At 59.6% G+C, this 17,673-nt stretch carries 13 protein-coding genes; 12 read left to right on the forward strand and 1 reads right to left on the reverse strand.

Annotated features, from left to right (window positions below):
• Positions 1-971 precede the first annotated feature (971 nt).
• From C1722_RS00560 to C1722_RS00575, 4 genes are all read left to right on the forward strand, one after another.
• The gene (locus C1722_RS00560; protein WP_102377536.1) at positions 972-1,976 is read left to right on the forward strand and encodes an asparaginase; all 1,005 of its coding nucleotides are present in this window, start codon (positions 972-974) and stop codon (positions 1,974-1,976) included.
• Positions 1,977-2,226: 250 nt separating this feature from the next.
• On the forward strand, positions 2,227-3,657 hold the full coding sequence (locus tag C1722_RS00565) for an FAD-dependent oxidoreductase (protein ID WP_425319329.1): 1,431 nt from the start codon (positions 2,227-2,229) through the stop codon (positions 3,655-3,657).
• Entirely contained in the window at positions 3,639-6,359 is a 2,721-nt protein-coding gene (fdhF, locus tag C1722_RS00570; RefSeq protein WP_102377537.1) for a formate dehydrogenase subunit alpha, read from the forward strand. The genes C1722_RS00565 and fdhF overlap by 19 nt, the downstream gene beginning before the upstream one ends.
• Positions 6,356-7,414, forward strand: a complete 1,059-nt coding sequence (locus tag C1722_RS00575) for a nucleoid-associated protein (RefSeq protein ID WP_102377538.1) — start codon at positions 6,356-6,358, stop codon at positions 7,412-7,414. Before fdhF ends, C1722_RS00575 begins: the two co-directional genes overlap by 4 nt.
• Positions 7,415-7,500: 86 nt before the next feature.
• Here the strand turns inward: C1722_RS00575 and ettA are convergent, their stop codons facing one another.
• Complete coding sequence (gene ettA, locus C1722_RS00580) at positions 7,501-9,180, reverse strand: energy-dependent translational throttle protein EttA (RefSeq protein WP_102377539.1); 1,680 nt, start codon at positions 9,178-9,180, stop codon at positions 7,501-7,503.
• Between the two features lie 242 nt (positions 9,181-9,422).
• Between ettA and C1722_RS00585 the strand changes: the two genes are divergently transcribed.
• The 8 genes from C1722_RS00585 (at position 9,423) to C1722_RS00620 (ending at position 17,670) form a co-directional block, all read left to right on the forward strand.
• On the forward strand, positions 9,423-10,589 hold the full coding sequence (locus C1722_RS00585; protein ID WP_146040565.1) for a hypothetical protein: 1,167 nt from the start codon (positions 9,423-9,425) through the stop codon (positions 10,587-10,589).
• Positions 10,590-10,865: 276 nt separating this feature from the next.
• Positions 10,866-12,341 carry a helix-turn-helix transcriptional regulator gene (locus tag C1722_RS00590; RefSeq protein WP_180994958.1) on the forward strand — a complete coding sequence of 492 codons (1,476 nt, stop codon included), beginning with the start codon at positions 10,866-10,868 and terminating at the stop codon, positions 12,339-12,341.
• A gap of 264 nt (positions 12,342-12,605) precedes the next feature.
• Complete coding sequence (locus tag C1722_RS00595) at positions 12,606-13,061, forward strand: hypothetical protein (RefSeq protein ID WP_102377542.1); 456 nt, start codon at positions 12,606-12,608, stop codon at positions 13,059-13,061.
• A gap of 21 nt (positions 13,062-13,082) precedes the next feature.
• On the forward strand, positions 13,083-14,714 hold the full coding sequence (locus C1722_RS00600; RefSeq protein ID WP_102379471.1) for an FAD-dependent oxidoreductase: 1,632 nt from the start codon (positions 13,083-13,085) through the stop codon (positions 14,712-14,714).
• A 177-nt stretch (positions 14,715-14,891) separates the two neighbouring features.
• On the forward strand, positions 14,892-15,794 hold the full coding sequence (locus tag C1722_RS00605) for a helix-turn-helix transcriptional regulator (protein WP_180994959.1): 903 nt from the start codon (positions 14,892-14,894) through the stop codon (positions 15,792-15,794).
• Between the two features lie 60 nt (positions 15,795-15,854).
• Complete coding sequence (locus C1722_RS00610) at positions 15,855-16,283, forward strand: DUF3788 domain-containing protein (protein WP_102377544.1); 429 nt, start codon at positions 15,855-15,857, stop codon at positions 16,281-16,283.
• A gap of 62 nt (positions 16,284-16,345) precedes the next feature.
• Positions 16,346-16,756 (forward strand): MGMT family protein, encoded by a 411-nt coding sequence (locus C1722_RS00615; RefSeq protein WP_244902391.1) that lies wholly within the window; start codon positions 16,346-16,348, stop codon positions 16,754-16,756.
• Positions 16,757-16,881: 125 nt separating this feature from the next.
• On the forward strand, positions 16,882-17,670 hold the full coding sequence (locus tag C1722_RS00620) for a rhomboid family intramembrane serine protease (RefSeq protein WP_102377545.1): 789 nt from the start codon (positions 16,882-16,884) through the stop codon (positions 17,668-17,670).
• The last annotated feature ends 3 nt before the right edge of the window (positions 17,671-17,673 follow it).

Consider the following 17,673-nt stretch of genomic DNA (forward strand, 5'->3'; position numbering starts at 1 on the left):
CCTCGACGTTCTCACCCTCGTAGTTCGAGTTGGGATAGCCGTAGTACGTCCAGAGAAACGCGCATATCTTCATCTCGTCGCCGGCGGGCGAAAGGGTTTCGTATCCGTCGGCGGTCACGCATACGATCTCTCCGGGACCCAGCTCGTATTCGTCGTCGTAGTCGAGCTTGTGATAGGGAAACGATTCGAACGATATGCAAAAGCCCTCGCCGTTCTTCCCGATGAGGACGGGCAGGCGGCCTTGCTTGTCGCGCGCCGCAATGATACGGCCGTCGTTGGTTATGATGAGCAGCGTGAGCGATCCTTCGACTTCGTTCTGAGCGTATTTGATGCCCGAGACGAAATCGTCCTTCTGGTTGATGAGAGCGGCGATCAGCTCGGTGGTGTTCACGGCCCCCGAGCTCATGGCCATAAACTGCTTGCCGCCGTCAGAGAAGTGCGATTCGACCAGATCTTCCGCGTTGTTGACCGCTCCGACGGTGGTTATGCCGAACGTACCGAGATGGGAGCGCACGAGCAGCGGCTGGGGATCGGTGTCGCTGATGCAGCCGATGCCGGTGCAGCCGCGGAACCCAGGCAGGTCGTTTTCGAAACGCGTGCGAAACGGCGTGTTCTCGATCGAGTGAATCTCGCGCTGGAAGCCGCTGTTCGCGTCGTGAAAGATCATGCCCGCGCGTCGCGTTCCCAGATGCGAGTGGTAGTCCACGCCGAAAAACACGTCCAGCACCACGTCGTTACGGGATGCAGCTCCGAAAAATCCGCCCATTGTATACCTCTCGTCCTGCCTTAACCGCCTGTTGCGCTAACAAAGGTTTCAGTATAAAGCTCCCAGCCTCGTAATGGGCCGAGGTGTAGGCGAGCTTCGCAAATATTCGCTTGATGGAGTTTTTCCGTGCGGTCTAGCCCGCCGATGCGGAGTACGGGTACTGTTGCTCATCGACAGCGAGCAGGCTATTCGAGAAAGCACCAAGATGAAGAAGATCCTTTTGATCGCCACTGGCGGAACCATCGCTTCGGTTGAGGACGGCTGCGGGTTGGCCCCCGCGCTGACGGGCGAAGAGCTGACGGCGTTCGTCCCCCAGCTCGGCGATCTGTGCGAGCTCGGTTTCGTGCAGCTCATGAACATCGACAGCACGAACATGCGACCTGCCGACTGGATGCGCATACGCGCTGCGATCGTTGACGCCTACGACGCCTACGACGGGTTCGTCGTGCTGCACGGCACCGATACGATGGCCTATACGGCGGCGGCCCTTTCCTACCTTATCCAGAACAGCCCCAAGCCCATCGTGCTTACCGGGTCGCAGCAACCTATGGCGAGCCCGTTTACCGATGCCAAGCTCAATCTGTACCAGAGCGTTCTCTTCGCCGCCGACGATCGCTCGTGCGATGTGTCGGTGGTGTTCGGGGGAGCGGTGGTTGCGGGAACGCGGGCGCGCAAGCAGCGTACGATGAGCTTCAACGCGTTCATGAGCGTCAACTTCCCCGAGATAGCGCTCATCAGGAACGACCGCATCGTGCGTGCGGGGGCTCCGGCAACGTGCGCGGGCGCCGGCGGCGCACCGATCGTGTACGATCGGTTGAACGAGCGCGTGTTCGTGCTCAAGCTCACGCCCGAGATGAATCCGAGCATCTTCGATCTGCTCAAGAGCGATTACGACGCCATCATACTCGAGACGTTCGGCATAGGGGGCATACCCGACTACGGCGACTACCGTCGTGCGATCTTCGGGTGGGTGGATTCGGGCAGGACGCTCGTGGTGACCACGCAGGTGCCCGAGGAAGGCTGCGACCTCGGCGTGTACGAAGTCGGGCGCGCGTACGCCGATCATTGCGGCATCCTCAAGGGCGCCGATATGACCACCGAGGCCCTTGTGGCGAAAACCATGTGGGCGCTCGGGCAGACGAGCGATCCCGACGAGGTGAAAAAGCTGTTCTACCGCGTGGTGAACCACGATCGGATGATGGTGGGCTAGCGTTCGAGGCTGTTTGCGGGCCGCGGCAGGTGCCAACGGCGCTCCGCGGCGTTCTTCCGTGCCGAACGCCGCTTGTGCAAGGACGCTTGCGGAACGCTTTCGGGCGATTTCGTGACGATGATCGCGGGGGCGCTCTATGCGATAGAATTACCCCGTTGCTTATTCGATGTGCCGTGCGGGGCTGCGCTTTCTGCGCGATCGGCACGACGATTCCGATTCTTTACGCATGATACGGGAGGAACCAATGGCGATGATATCGGTTGCACCGAAATCGGCTTCAGATGCCCGGGTATCCGAATATCTGAACAGGCACGCACGTCGTGTCGAGACGTGCCCCCCGGGTACCTGCCCGCTTGTCGTGCAGCTTTCGCTGCTCAGGGCGAGCGGGGCGCAAACGTGCGGGAAGTGCGTGCCGTGCCGCGACGGGATCCCGCGCCTGGCGGGCATGCTCGAGCGCATTGTCGACTGCGAAGCCGACGAAGGCGCGCTCGAATCCCTGCGCGCGCTCGCCGAGATGATCCGTGATACGGCGGATTGCGCGATCGGCTACGAAGCTGCGGACGCCGTGCTTGCGGGCCTCGACTCGTTCGCCGACGAGTACCGAAGCCATATCGAGCAGCGAGCCTGTTCGCCGGGCGTCGGCCAGACGGTTCCCTGCGAAACGCTGTGTTCGGCGCACGTGGACGTGCCCGCCTACATCGCGTTCGTCGCCGAGGGCGACTATGCGAGCGCCATCAACACAATACGCAAAGACAACCCGTTTCCGACCGCCTGCGCGTTCGTGTGCGAACACCCCTGCGAACAGCGGTGCCGCCGAGCGCTTATCGATGCGCCGATAAACATCCGCGCCGTCAAGAAATTCGCCGTCGACCAGGTTCCTGCCGATTCGGTTCCCGTACCCGCTCGCAGCGCCGCTACGGGACGCTCGGTTGCCGTTATCGGGGGAGGTCCGAGCGGGCTCACCTGCGCGTACTATCTGGCGCTCATGGGGCATGCGGTTACGATATACGAAGGAAAGCGCCAGCTCGGCGGCATGCTCCGTTACGGCATTCCCGCCTACCGCTTCCCGCGCGAGCGCCTCGACGAGGATATCCGCGCGATCCTTTCCACGGGGGGCATCGAGGTGCGCTGCGATACCCTTGTCGGCGAGAGGGAGATGGACGAGATCGTCCGCGAGTTCGATGCCATCTACGTAGCCATCGGTGCGCAGGCGGGTAAGACCCTGCGGATAGAAAACGACGACGCGGAAGGCGTTTCGCCCGCCATCGATCTGTTGAACGCTATCGGCGAAGGCGCATACCCCGACTACACGGGAAAGAGGGTAGTGGTTGTGGGCGGCGGAAACGTTGCCATGGACTGCGCTCGCACCGCCGTGCGGGCAGGTGCCGACGAGGTGTCGATCGTGTACCGTCGGCGCAAAGAGGACATGACGGCGCTTCCCGCCGAGGTGGAAAGCGCTATGGCGGAGGGCGTCGAGATGATAACGCTCGAAGCTCCGGTGGCCGTCGAGGTCGACGGGCAGGGCCGCTGCGCGGCGCTTGTTACGCAGCCGCAGATGATCGGACCCGTGCGCGGCGGCAGGCCGTCTCCGCTTGCTGCCGATAAGCCGCCGCGTCGAATCGCGGCCGAGGCGANGCACGTTGGAAGAGGGGAGGCAGCGCTATGCCTAGCATTGCGATAGACGGGGTGCGCCTCGAGGTTTCCGAGCGGACGACCATTCTCGAGGCAGCGCGCGAAGCGGGCATCCGCATACCGACGCTGTGCTACCTGAAGGACGTAAGCGCAATCGGCTCGTGCCGCGTGTGCGTGGTGGAGGTCGAAGGTGAAGAGCATCCGGTGCCGTCGTGCACGACGGTTGCGCGGGACGGCATGGTCGTTACGACGAGCTCGCCGAAGCTCGCCTCGTATCGGCGCACGGCGCTCGATCTCATCCTTTCCGAGCACGGACTCGATTCGACGCGGTACTGTTTCTCGTGCGTGAAGAACGGCGCCTGCGAGCTGGCCGATCTGTGCCGCGAGTACGGGGTGGTCGAGCCGTCTGCACGGGTGGAGAGAAAACGCGAGCCCGTGCTCGACTCCAATCCGTTCCTCGTTTACGATCCGAACCTGTGCATCGCGTGCCAGCGATGCGTGGGCGCCTGCAACAACGCGGCGCGCAACCACACGCTTCGCGCGGGCAAGCGTGCGGCACGCACCGTCATCGAAGCTCCGTTCGGCGAGAACTGGCGCGATACGACGTGCGAATCGTGCGGAAACTGCGCTGCTGCGTGCCCGACAGGTGCGCTTTCGGCCAAACGCAGGGCGGGCTACCGCGTTTGGGAGACCGAGCGCGTGCGCACCACCTGCCCGCACTGCGGCGTCGGATGCCAGCTGAACCTCGTGGTGAAGGACGGCCGCATCGTCGATGCCGAAGCGGCACCGGGACCTGCGAACAAATCGCTCCTCTGCGTGAAAGGGCGCTTTGCGAGCTACGACTTCGTGGGATCGCCCGAGCGCTTGCGCACGCCTCTTGTGAAGAACCCCGAAACCGGCGAATTCGAACCGGCGACTTGGGACGAGGCGCTTGACCTCGTGGCCTCGAGGTTCGCCGACCTGAAAGAGCGCTACGGCGGCGAAGCGCTCGCGGCCTTCGCTTGCGCCCGCTCGACGAACGAGGACATCTACCTGTTGCAGAAGATGGCGCGTACGGCCTTCGGCACGAACAACGTGGACAACTGCGCTCGCGTGTGCCATGCGCCGAGCGTTTCGGGCTTGGCGGCCACGCTGGGCTCGGGTGCCATGACGAACACGATCGAGGACGTAACGCGCGAGGCCGACGTCATCATGCTCGTGGGATCGAATCCCGAAGAGGCCCATCCGGTATTCGGCATGCAGATCCGCGCCGCCGTGGAAAACGGCGCGAAACTCATCGTGGTCGATCCGCGCGACATCCGCCTTACCGAGCGCGCCGACGTCCATCTCAAGCTGCGTCCCGGAACCAACGTCGCCTTCGCGAACGGCATGGTGCACATACTCATCAACGAGGGGCTCGTCGATCGGGAGTTCATCGAGGAGCGCACCGAGGGCTTCGACCGACTGGCAAGAATGGTGCAGGAGTACACGCCCGAGCGGGTTGCCGAAATCTGCGGGATCGACGCGCGCGATCTCGTTTCTGCGGCGAAGCTGTACGGAAGCGCCGAGCGGGCGCCGATCATCTACTGTTTGGGCGTGACGGAGCATTCGAGCGGCACCGAGGGCGTGATGTCGCTTTCGAACATCGCCATGGTGTGCGGTAAGCTTGGGCGCCCCGGCTGCGGCGTGAACCCGGTTCGCGGCCAGAACAACGTGCAGGGCGCCTGCGACATGGGAGCGACGCCGGGCGATTTCCCCGGCTATCAGAAGCTCACCAACCCCGAGGTCGCCGAGAAGTTCGAGCGGGCCTGGAGTACCGAGCTCAGCCGCGTGCCCGGCCTCATGGCCACGGAATGCTTCCCCGCCATGGTGGACGGCAGGATCAAGGGGCTGTTCGTCTTCGGCGAGGATCCTGTTCGCACCGACCCCGATACGGGGCACGTCATCAAGGCGCTTGAAGCCCTCGATTTCCTCGTGGTCGACGACCTGTTCATGACCGAGACCGCACGGTACGCCGATGTGATTCTGCCCGGGCGAAGCTACGCCGAGAAGGAAGGCACCTTCACCAACACCGAGCGCCGCGTGCAGCGCGTGCGCAAGGCGGTGGATATCGGCGGCGACACCCTGCTCGACACCGACATCTTCACCGAGATCATGAATCGCATGGGCTATCCGCAGCCGCATTTGAGCGCGGCGCAGATCATGGACGAGATCGCTTCGCTCACTCCGTCGTACGGCGGCATCAGCCATGCGCGCCTCGACGGCACGGAGGTTGCTGGGCAAGGCCTGCAATGGCCGTGTCCGAATAGGGATCATCCGGGTACGGCCATCCTGCATGTGGGCAGCTTCTCGCGCGGCATCGGCGCGTATTCGACCGCCGAGTACCGCGAGGCCACCGAGCAGCCCGACGGGGATTACCCGTTCATCCTGATGACGGGCCGCATCCTCTACCAGTACAACGCCTGTGCGATGACGGGGAGAGCCGAGGGCATCAACGAGGTGGCGCCGAGTTCGTTCATCGAGATGAACGAACGGGATGCCTCTGCCCTCGGCATTGCAGACGGAGACAGGGTGAAGGTCGCGTCGCGGCGGGGCGAAGTCGAGACGACGGCGCGCGTATCGGACAAGACATCGCCCGGCGAAACGTGGATGCCGTTCCACTTCCAAGACGGGAACAGCAACTGGCTCACGATCGCCGCATTGGACACTATAGCGAAGACTCCCGAGTACAAGGTGTGCGCGGTGAGGGTAGAAAGGGCTAAAACTTCATGAAGATCAACCACGCAGTCCTGCACGTACTCGATTTCGTATCGTGCGTGAACGTGATGTCGCACGAGGAGATCGACCTTGCGAGCAAGAACGCCAAGCGGTACGTGACGGGGCATGCGAAGCGCGCTCTGAGCAACCTCGATAACAAGCGCGGCGAGTTTGCGGGCGATAGTATGTTCGCCGAGGAGATTCGCAGCTACTTTCGCGGGCAACGCGATTTCGTCGATCTGTCCATCCAGGTGGCGGAGTTCATCGCCGGCGAACTCGGGCGCATGGAAAAGACGCCCTCGACCGATGTGCTCGTCATCGATTTCGAAGACGAGACGAAGGCGGCTGTGGGGGATATGACCGACGAGGAGATCGACGCCGCGTTCGAGGGGCACGGCAAGCGCTACTTCGCGCTGTTTCTGCTCGAAGCGCGTCAGGCGTTCATGCACGAAGTCGGCCGCGGGGAAAGCGGCGAGGTGCTCGTGGACATCGAGCGCCACCACGCCATTCTGCCGAACCCCTCGCAGAAGGTGCAGTCCTTCGCGCTCGTCGAGAAGGGCACGATGAACGTGCTGTTCTGCGACAAGGCGCGCGAGATCGCAGGCGAGGAGCGCTGGCTCATTCCCGACGGGCTGCTGCAGTGCTCGATGAAGCCTTCGGGTAAGGAGATGTTCGATACCGTGGCCCGCATCGTCGAGGAGGTGGCCGAAGAGTACGGCGCCAATCCCGCCGTAGCCGTTTCGAAGGCGAAGGCGTACGTGGCGGAGAGCTCGCAGGAATCCGAAGAGGTGTATCCCGAAGAGCTCGGCCGCGAGGTGTTCGAGGACGACGCCCTGCAGAAGCGCTTCGAGGAGGCGGTGGCCGAAGAGGCGCTGCCCGAGCGCGTGGTGGTGGGCAAGGCGGTTGCCGAGCGCGTGGCAAAGAACCACAAGATCAGAACCGATACCGGCATCGAGATAACGTTTCCCGCCGAGTACAGCCAAAGCCCCGAGTTCATCGAGTTCGTGAGCGAGCCGAACGGCCTGATATCGATCGAGCTGAAGAACATCGGGAGGATCGAGAACAGGTAGGGCGGACACCCCGCGTTCTCGTGAACTGCGGGGCGCCCGCTAAGGTGTTAGGCCTCGGCTTCGAGCAGACGTTTGGCCGATTGATTTTAGTCCCTCGTGAGCTTGCGGTGCAGGCGGTGGGGCTTCGAAGCCTCGGGCCCCAGGCGCGCGATGCGGTTCTCCTGGTAGGATTCGAAGTTGCCTTCGAACCAGTACCAGTTGCCCGGATCCTCGTCGGTGCCCTCCCACGCGAGAATGTGCGTGGCGATGCGGTCGAGGAACCAGCGGTCGTGGCTGACGACAACCGAGCAGCCCGGGAAGTTCAAAAGCGCATCTTCGAGGCTCGAGAGCGTCTCGACATCGAGGTCGTTGGTGGGCTCGTCGAGTAGGAGCAGGTTGCCGCCCTGCTTGAGCGTGAGGGCGAGGTTCAGGCGGTTCCGCTCGCCGCCTGAGAGGACGCCTGAGGGCTTCTGCTGGTCGGAGCCTTTGAATCCGAAGCTCGCCACGTAGGCGCGGCTCGGGATTTCGGTATCGCCGACCATCATGTAATCGTTTCCGTCGGATACGGCTTCCCAGAGGCTCTTCTTCGGGTCGATGCCTTCGCGGTTCTGGTCGACGTACGATATCTTCACCGATTCGCCGATCTCGAGGGTGCCGCCCGAAAGCGGCTCGAGGCCGACGATGGTCTTGAACAGCGTCGTCTTGCCGACGCCGTTCGGCCCGATCACGCCGACGATGCCGTTGCGGGGCAGCGTGAAGGAGAGGTCGTTTATGAGCACGCGGTCGCCGAACGCCTTGTGCAGATGCTCCGCAACGATGACCTTCGAGCCCAGGCGCGGGCCGACGGGAATCTGGATGTCGGCGAAGTCAAGCTTCTTGGCGGCGCGGGCTTCGGCTTCCATCTGCTCGTAGCGTTCGAGGCGGGCCTTGCTCTTGGCTTGGCGCGCCTTCGGGGAGCTGCGTACCCATTCGAGCTCGGACTGCATGCGTTTGGCGAGCTTCGCCTGCTGCTGCCCCTGCGATTCGAGGCGCTTCGCCTTGGTTTCGAGGTAGGTGGAGTAGTTGCCCTTGTAAGGATAGAGATGTCCGCGGTCGACTTCGCAGATCCACTCGGCCACGTTGTCGAGGAAGTAGCGGTCGTGCGTGACGGCGAGCACCGCGCCCTCGTAGGTGTGGAGGAACTGCTCGAGCCAGAGCACCGATTCGGCATCGAGGTGGTTGGTGGGCTCGTCGAGCAGCAGCAGGTCGGGTGCTTCGAGCAGCAGGCGGCACAGCGCTACGCGTCGCCGCTCACCGCCCGAGAGCTGCGAGACGGGGGCATCGGGATCGGGGCACTGGAGCGCATCCATCGCCTGGGCGAGCTGGCTGTCGAGGTCCCACGCGTTCGCTGCGTCGATTTCGGTTTGCAGTTGGCCCATTTCATCCATGAGCGCATCGAAGTCGGCGTCGGGCGAGGCCATCTCTTCGCCGATTTGGTTGAAGCGCTCGATTTTCGCGAGGATGTCGCCGAAAGCCTGCTTGATGTTATCGATGACGGATTTGTCCTCGTCGAGCGGAGGCTCCTGTTCGAGGATGCCCACCGTGTAGCCGGGCGTGAGGCGTGCGTCGCCGTTGGTGACGTCCTCGATGCCCGCCATGATCTTGAGCAGCGTCGATTTGCCCATGCCGTTGGGTCCGACGACGCCGATCTTCGCGCCGGGGTAGAACGAGAGCGTCACGTCGTCGAGGATGACCTTGTCGCCGTGCGCTTTGCGCGCCTGATACATTTGATAGATGAATTCTGCCATGTGCCTGTTCCTGAGTCGTGGTTTTTGTTGCGTGGATATTGTCGCATGAGTGGGGAAGGTTTTGGAAAATTAGATGTGTGCAATTGTGGTTTGAAGCGAGAGCTTTTGCGTCTATGTTCGTGTTTTTGGAATTTGGAACAATAGACATACTTTGATAAGAGCTCAATAAAATGAATTCTGACGCTAAAGGGCGAGTAAGCGCTAATATAATATAAAATATGGAAAATGATAAGGGATACCTGATGGAGAATCGCAATGCGATGAGGGATTTTCAACTCAGAGACTGCTGTCCGCTAATCATCTTTAAATCAGAGTATATGTTCGTCCGGGCAATCCTTGATTTACAGAAAAAGGCTCCCGGTGTTATGGAAGTTATCGGACAGGTTGCTCTACCTCAACTTGCCCTTATAGCTTATGAAACAAGTTTGTGGCTCGAGAGGTGGTCTTCTGAAAAGTTGTACAGCGATTTTGCTGAATTGTCCAAAAAACGACAGCTGTTCAAATATTTTGATGATACAAAATATACGGTTGATGAATTTGATCAGCACTGCAGCGATGTCCTCGATTGCTCACGAAGGATGTTTAAGAGAAACGCTGGCGATTTATCCTTTTTACAGAAAGATGCTGGAATATATCTGCTCGATGGAATTGAAGTCGGATCAACTTTTACGGCTTTTCGATATCTATACGATGATCTTCTTGATGAAGGCGGGACCGTTGACTACGATGGGATAAAACAAAAGGCTGGGCAAGTCGGTTTTCTCATCGGTCAACATACGGCTTCGCTTGTTGGTATTATGGAATGCTTTGATGTTGATGATTTCGTACTCGATTATACCATTCCTGTTCTGCTCGCTAGTCCACATGACTTTTACTATTCCAATATTAAGCGAGTAATAACTAGCGATGGATCGGATGCGTTGAGCAATGGTTTGCTCGTTATTTTAGCTGATGCCTATTATTCACTAGGTCTAGTAAAGGTTTTCTATGCTCGGGGAATCATTGATCGGTTGGTTGCGACTAAATTTAGTCTAATCGCTCTTCAGCATCTTAAAAGCGCAATAGATAAAGTTCTTGCGTTTAGTCACAAAAAGGGGTCGAAGCCTTTGTTGTCTTTTCGCTTTGAGCAATGTTTGGCAGGACTTTTTGATCGCAAAGAAAAAACGCTTCTTCGAAAATGCGAGCCACTGAGGAACACACTTGTTCATTATGAGCTTCCAAGAGATACAGATGTTTCTGGATCGACTTTAGCAGAGATAGCCGAGTCAATATTTGATGCGATGACATTTGGTAGTGAGCAAAGTTGGTCTGAATTGTCTGAAAGCATTATTTGCTTAGGTAGTGATATACGGGAACGCCTTGGAGAATTGGTAGGTATGAAAGTTTGGGAAGATAAGGAGCTGAACTAGCTTAGCCCGTCGACTATTTGGCCATCACTTACCACCATACATAATAGCCACTCTCGTCACTGTTGGAGCCTATTCTGCAAAGCTTGTTCACGAAAGCTAGGCAAAAAGCATACTCTATTTTTGCCGTGACCACTCAGCATCCTTTCGGTGAGCGCTTCGGTTTCTTGTTGCATTGGGGTATGTGCTGACTTTGCATTTGAGCATAATAGTACACAAAGAGCTTTGTTCCGCGTGACCGTCGTCCATCAATACTGCTATCATTTCCTGCGGATGGTAATGAGGGAATCTGGGGAAGCATTGTCCGAGCGAAGCAGGAAAAGCAAATTGACCGGTGCGGCATCATGGCTCGCTATTCTCGGCGCAGCGTTTTTCTGGATGTGGCTCGATAGGGGCATGTTCGGTTCCGCGCTGCTTTCCCTTTCGAGCCAAGAGGCGACCGAGGCGGCTACCGTCGTTTTGATGGTAGCGAATATCCTGAGCTTCGTCGTCGTATACGCGGTTGTTGCCAAGAAGGGCGCTTGGTCCGATTGGCCCGTCAAGCTCGTTGCGGCCGCCGCTCTCGCTGGGGTGCTCGGCGGCTTGATCTGCGTTCTGTTTCGCGGAGCGGACGATGCACTCCAATCGTGCATCGGCGGGGCCCTTCTCGGCGCAGCAATGGGATTCTTCAATGTGATATGGGGCTTGATCGCCGTTTCTCAAGGCGTGGAGAAAACCGTTCTGCATATCTCGGGGGCCTGGGGCATCAGCCTGTTCTTCAACGCGGCTATGGCGTGGGCCCCTGTGCCCGTTGAAAGCCTGACGGTGCTGCTTTTGCCGCTGCTTTCGCTCGCGTGTTACGCGATTCTCGGCCGGCTGCAATCGAGGGACCGATATGCGATCGAGTTCAGGTACGGGTCAGACGAACCATCCGCAAAGGGGAAGAAAGCGTTCGGCATCGACATGCAGTTCCTCGTGGTCATCCTCGTTTTTTGCTGCGCATTCGGATTCGTAAGCTGGTTCGGGGCTGCCGGCGATCCGGTCTCGACGGGTACGGATGCCGAGTACCTCGCCATTGCGCGCTGCGCGGTCGCCTTGATTTTCTTTATCGTGTGCTGCCTATTCTCGATGAAGCATGTCGGCGTTTTGCTGAGGGGCGCGCTTTCGCTGGTTGCCGCAGGCGTAGTCGTTCTGACCATCGGGGTGTTCATCCCGCCCATGAACGAGCCCGGCCGCATTTTGGTGGCGATGGGGTATTCCGGCTTCGACGTTTTGGTCTGGACGCTGATATCGTATTACTCCCGTGCGTCGGTTACGCGTGCCGTGCAGGTGATAGCGGTGGCCATGATCGCCGAGCAGATCGGTATTCTGCTCGGTATCGTAAGCGGCATCGTCGTCGACCGTATTGCCATCGGAACGTTCGAATCGAGTATTTTCCTGGCTGCGATGAACTACGCGCTGTTGCTTGCCTGCTTCGCGTTGCTCAGGCGCTACGACAGCAGGCCCATCTTATCGGACGATGCTCCTGCGGAAACGTCGCTTTCGGGTGATTCCCGCATCGCGGTCGACCGCTTTGCAGAGAACGCGCAACTGACATCCCGGGAAAAGCAGGTCGCGTATTTCTTGGCCGAGGGAAGAAACGTCCCGTACATTTCCAAAAAACTGTTCGTATCGGAAAACACCGTGAAATCCCACGTGCGCCACATCTACGAAAAGAGCGGCGTCCACAACAGGCAAGAGCTTCTCGACGAGCTCGAAGCCATCAGGCATCCCTGAAGCCAAGGCAGGCGAAAAGCGGTTCGAAGCACGGCGGTCGATTGGCCGCCGTGCTTTATTTGAGCTTGTTTTCCCAGATGGATCGCTATGGTCAGTTTCTGATGAGGCTGATTCTCGAAAAAATCAACAGTTTGTGATGTGGAGCGAAGCGCACCCTGCATGCATGGTGGCGGTGTTCCCGATTGCGTGTGAAAACCGCATGGCATCGAGGGATGCGTTTATTGGGTTCATGCGTGTTGTCTGCTAGAAAAGGAGATGAGGATTATGAGGAATGAGGGATCGAAGTTGAGGAATCTCGCGGCGCTTGCTGTTGTCGCCGTAGTCGTGGCGGCTATGGTCGGCCTTGCGGGATGCGCTCAGGGAGGCGCCGAGGTTTCGAACGAGAACAAAGCTAATGCCAAGACGGTCATCAAAGCGGCGAGCAACGTATTCGCCTCGACCGAGAGCCTTGATTTGACCGATCAAGACAGTCCGGCGACGATCGATCAGAACGACCCGCGTTTCGCAGATTTCTTTAGCGAGCTGCAGGCGTACAAAACCATGTCTGGTTTGGAATTGAAGGACTGTTCGTTCACGGTGACGATCCAGAGCGTTACCGCCTCGACCGCGCGAGGCGATAGCACTCAGACGAACTACCGCTACACCATTACAGGTGCAGATATGGACGTAAACGGCGTAGGCATTTCATACGACACCAAAGCTGGATTCAGCTCCAAGTAGACGCAAACAGACAGGAGGATCATGATGCAGGGACAAAACATTTCACGGAGGAATTTCCTCGGTTTAAGCGCTGTCGGTGTGGCCGCTGCTGCGGGGATGGGTTTGGCCGGTTGCTCCCCGAAGCAGGCTGAGGGCGCGAGCGGCGCTGCGCAGGGTAAAGCGGTGAACAGCTCGGGCATCGAGGTCGACCCCTCGAAGATCACGGAAACCATCGAGTGCGAGATCTTGGTCGTCGGCGGCGGCTTCGCCGGCTTGGCGGCTGCGGTTCAGGCTGCTGAAAACGGGGACGATGTTATTCTCATCGAGGCCCAAACAACGCTTGGCGGCAACGGACAGGGTGTTGAGGGCACGTTCGCCGTCGACTCGAAGTACCAGAAGGAACAGGGCATCACCGTCGATCGCTCGATCATCATGCACGAGGAGCTGGGCAAAGCCCAGTGGGTTCCGAACGGTTTGTTCTACAAGGATCTCATGGAGAATTCGGCAGACAACATCCAGTGGGCCGTTGAAACGTGCGGTTCGGTTATCAGCGGTCTGATCGACAACTATCCGTGCGGCGCGGTTGCCGGCAGCGTCAATACGTTCCATTGGTGGGAGGATGGCGCAGCGTACGTCGGCTACATTCAGCCGATGGAAAAGAAGCTTCGCGAATACGGGGCAAGCATCGATCTGAACACCCGGGGCCTCGAGTTCAGCTATGCGGAAGACGGTTCCATTGCGGGCGTGATAGCGCTCGATGCGTTCGGCGACCTTGTCGAATACGCCGCCAAGGCAATCATCATAGCAACGGGTGGCTTTGCGGACGACGACAAGCGCTTGAAGAAGCTGGGATTCAGCATGGATACGCTCGAGCGCATCGGCACCCCCGGCCACTACGGCGACGGCGTCAACATGGCGCTCGCGGCAGGCGCCTCCGAGTTCAACGGCGTATGCTACCTGAAGTACAACCGTATCAGCCATGGAGACGTCGAGATATTCGGGCCGTTGTGGACGGGTTTCTGCTTCGGCGGACCGTTCCTGTGGCTGAACGAGGATTGCGAGCGCTTCGTTGATGAAAGCATGGCCCTTCGCGTCGGCAACGTGGTCACGCAGTCGGCTCCTATCCACAATCAGCCTAATTGCACGGCGCTGAGCGTGTTCGATCAAACCGTGTTCGATCAGAAGATCGCCGAAACCAAAGACATGGCAGACGAGTGGGCGGTAAGCGTCGAAGAGCAGTGGCAGACCATTCTGGAAACGGGCGACGACGGTTTTATGGCCGACACCCTCGACGAGCTTGCGGAGAAGGCCGGCGTCGATGCGGCAGCCTTGAAGGCGGCGGTCGACGAGTACAACGCGGCGTGCGCTGCGGGAGTCGATAGCCTGTTCGGCAAGGATAAGGAATACCTTCAGGAGATCAGCACGCCTCCCTTCTACATCAGCCGTATTCACGAGGTGATGGAGGGTCCCTTGGGCGGCGTGGTGACCGACCGCACGTTCCGCCCCTTGCTCGAAGAGGGGGGACGCATCGAGAACGTGTTCGTGATCGGCCTCGACGGTATCATGCTCTATCGCGACGTGTACCCGATGGACGTTCCGGGATCGGCGAGCGCGGAATGCCTGAACGGCGGCCGCGTATCGGCCAACGAGGCTCACAAGCTCATCAAGGGGTAGCGGCTCCCGATCGGCTTTGCTTGCGGCGGACTCCGGCGGGGTCCGCCGTTTTTGTTTCCGGAGATTTGTCAAAGCTGCGCGGAGATGCGTTTGGTATGGTTGTGTCAGTTTGCCGCCATGTCGTTGCGCGCGCAAAACGCTGTGTCGTATGGGTATGCCGAAGGAGCTTTGATTCCGATGAAAATCGATCGCATGTTCAAAATCGTCTACCTGCTCATGGGCCGTGACAGGATGACGGTCGGCGAGCTCGCCGAGCATCTCGAGGTCTCGACGCGCACCGTCCATCGCGATATCGAATCGCTCATGCAGGCGGGCATTCCCCTCTACACGAGCCGCGGATCCGAGGGCGGCGTGTCGCTCATGGACGGATTCGTGCTCGACAAAACGGTGCTTTCGGGGGAGGAGCAAGCGCAGGTTCTGCTAGGATTGCAGAGCCTTCCGAGAGACGGGGCCCTCGATGACACGGCGCTGAGGAAGTTGAAAGCGCTGTTCGGGGGGCCAGAATCCGATTGGATCGAAGTCGACTTCTCGCGGTGGGGCTACAAGCAGAAGGACGATACCCGGTTCGAAACCCTGCGCAGCGCCATCCTTCTCGAGCAGTCGATCCGATTTCGCTATGCGAGCTCGCACGGCTCGATAACCGAGCGGGAGGCTTACCCGCTCAAGCTCGTGTTCAAGTCGAGGGCGTGGTACCTGCAGGCGTTCTGCCTCATGCGCAACCAGTACCGAACGTTCAGAGTGACTCGGATGATCGACATCGGATTCGGCGACGGACACTTCGATCGGGACCGCTTCGACGTTCCGAAGCTCGAGGCGGAAGGCCCGCGCTCCTTTGAGCTGGTCACGCTCGAGCTCGTGTTCGAACCCCACGTGGCCTCGCGGGTGTACGACGAGTTCGACGTCGATGCGATCGAGGTGTCGGACGAGGGCGGGCTGCACGTGTACACCCCGTACCCCGACGGGCCATACCTGTATGATCTGCTCTCGTCGTTCGACAGCGCGGTCGAGGTGCTCCAGCCCGAATGCGTGAGGAGGCATCTGGCGGGGAAGGGCGTTGCCGATTCCGCTCGCCGTATATGACACACAGCTGTCATATACGGTGCGGGACAATGGGGCGAACCACGCTTGAGAGGAGACGCAATGGACTGGAACGAGCGGTATTCGGCTGAAGACCAGCCGAGCTTGAAGGCTATAGACGAGTTCGTGAACACGGAGCTGTGGTCGGATATGAATACGTTTCTGCGGGAAAGCTACGGGGTCGAGCCCGAAACGTCCTACAGCTGCTGTTCGGGGCAGCCGGGCTGGAACGTGAAGTACCGCAAGGCGGGCCGATCGCTGTGCACGCTGTACCCGATGGAGGGCTTCTTCATCGCGCTCGTGGTCATCGGCAACAAGGAGTACGACGAGGTGCTCGAGGTCATCCCCGAATGCACGCCGTACACGCGGGCGCTGTTCGAGCGAACGCAGCACAGCGCGGGCGGGCGCTGGCTCATGATCAACGTGACCGATGAGGCCATCCTCGACGATGCGAAGCGGCTCGTGCAGGTGCGCCGGAAGATCAAGCGCTGAGGCGGCGATCGCCGGCTTTCGCCGATCGTGCTACCATATGCTCCGACGGGGGTGAAGACAGCATGTTCAAGGAAGTCAAAGATGTCGAAGACGGTAAAGCTCCGGGTCTGATCGACATGGACGAAACGTTCTTCGAGCGCGTATACGAGCAGGTGGCGCGGGTGCCCGAGGGTGCGGTATGCACGTACGGCACCATCGCGGAGCTTGCGGGATACCCGAGGGCTTCTCGCGAAGTCGGCTTTGCCATGAGCCGCGCCTTGAGCGAATGGGACCTTCCGTACCACCGCATCGTCAACGCCAAGGGAACCCTTGCGCCGGCTTATGCGTTCGGCGGCAAGGACAAGCAGCGCGAGCTTCTTGAAAGCGAGGGCGTGACGTTCGTGGACGAAGAGACCATCGACATGAAAAAGCATCGCTGGCCGCCCGATCCCGTTTCGGGCGAATCGGAGCCCGAGCAGCTTTCCCTGCTGTAGGCGCTTCGATCGTGCCGCCCTCGCTGTGCCGCTAACGAATGGATGACGGGGGGCGATTGGCGGCGACCGCGCCGATGCGTCGTGGTACCATGATGCGATTGTGTTGCGCAGCCAAGGAGCGAGCTTTGCCGATAAGAGTCGATAACGAACCCCGAATCAACCGAACCGTCATTGATGACGACCAGCTGAAGAAGATGCTCTCATCGAGCAAGCCGTCGTTTCTCCAGCAGAACAAGTTCCGCATCGTAACGCTGGTTCTTATCGCTATCAACGTGATCGTATTCGCGATCGAGGCCGTGCTTGCCGGTTTCAGGGTGAGCATCCCTACGACCGTGCTCGTTGACATGGGAGCGATGTACGCGCCCCTGATCCAATCGGCCACCGATCTGTACCGATTCGTCACACCGATGTTTCTGCACGTCGATCTCATGCATCTGGCGTTCAACATGGTTGCGCTTTACAGCGTAGGCGAAGTGCTCGAGCGGGTGCTCGGGCGCGGCAACTTCCTGCTGCTGTACTTCATCGGAGGCATCACCGGCAACGCGATTTCCTACGCGTCGAGCGTGTTTCTGCCCGGGCAGGCGGTCGTGAGCGCCGGTGCGTCTACAAGCGTGTTCGCCCTCTTCGTGGCGGTGGCGCTCCTGGGCTTGCTCCACAAGGGAAATCGCAGGTACTTTTCGCAGTACAGCAAGAGCATGCTCAGCATCATAGCCATCAACGTCGTCTACACCTTCCTGGTGCCGAGCATATCGATCAGTGGACATTTGGGCGGAGCGCTCGGCGGTCTGATCGCCATGTTCATGATCCCGAGCAAGAACCTGCGGGTGCCTGTAGCGGTTCGGGTCGTCGTTGCCGTAGCGTGGGTCGCCTCACTCGGATGGCTCGCGGTGTCGCAGGGGATCGTAGGATCGTAGGCT

Source organism: Raoultibacter timonensis (assembly GCF_900240215.1).
Classification (GTDB): domain Bacteria; phylum Actinomycetota; class Coriobacteriia; order Coriobacteriales; family Eggerthellaceae; genus Raoultibacter; species Raoultibacter timonensis.

Bases quoted from the DNA above. Each gene is read 5' to 3' on its own strand.
- C1722_RS00560 (WP_102377536.1), top strand. From the start codon at position 972: ATGAAGAAGATCCTTTTGATCGCCACTGGCGGAACCATCGCTTCGGTT.
- fdhF (WP_102377537.1), top strand. From the start codon at position 3,639: ATGCCTAGCATTGCGATAGACGGGGTGCGCCTCGAGGTTTCCGAGCGG.
- C1722_RS00575 (WP_102377538.1), top strand. From the start codon at position 6,356: ATGAAGATCAACCACGCAGTCCTGCACGTACTCGATTTCGTATCGTGC.
- ettA (WP_102377539.1), bottom strand. From the start codon at position 9,180: ATGGCAGAATTCATCTATCAAATGTATCAGGCGCGCAAAGCGCACGGC.
- C1722_RS00585 (WP_146040565.1), top strand. From the start codon at position 9,423: ATGGAGAATCGCAATGCGATGAGGGATTTTCAACTCAGAGACTGCTGT.
- C1722_RS00590 (WP_180994958.1), top strand. From the start codon at position 10,866: ATGAGGGAATCTGGGGAAGCATTGTCCGAGCGAAGCAGGAAAAGCAAA.
- C1722_RS00595 (WP_102377542.1), top strand. From the start codon at position 12,606: ATGAGGAATGAGGGATCGAAGTTGAGGAATCTCGCGGCGCTTGCTGTT.
- C1722_RS00600 (WP_102379471.1), top strand. From the start codon at position 13,083: ATGATGCAGGGACAAAACATTTCACGGAGGAATTTCCTCGGTTTAAGC.
- C1722_RS00605 (WP_180994959.1), top strand. From the start codon at position 14,892: ATGAAAATCGATCGCATGTTCAAAATCGTCTACCTGCTCATGGGCCGT.
- C1722_RS00610 (WP_102377544.1), top strand. From the start codon at position 15,855: ATGGACTGGAACGAGCGGTATTCGGCTGAAGACCAGCCGAGCTTGAAG.
- C1722_RS00615 (WP_244902391.1), top strand. From the start codon at position 16,346: ATGTTCAAGGAAGTCAAAGATGTCGAAGACGGTAAAGCTCCGGGTCTG.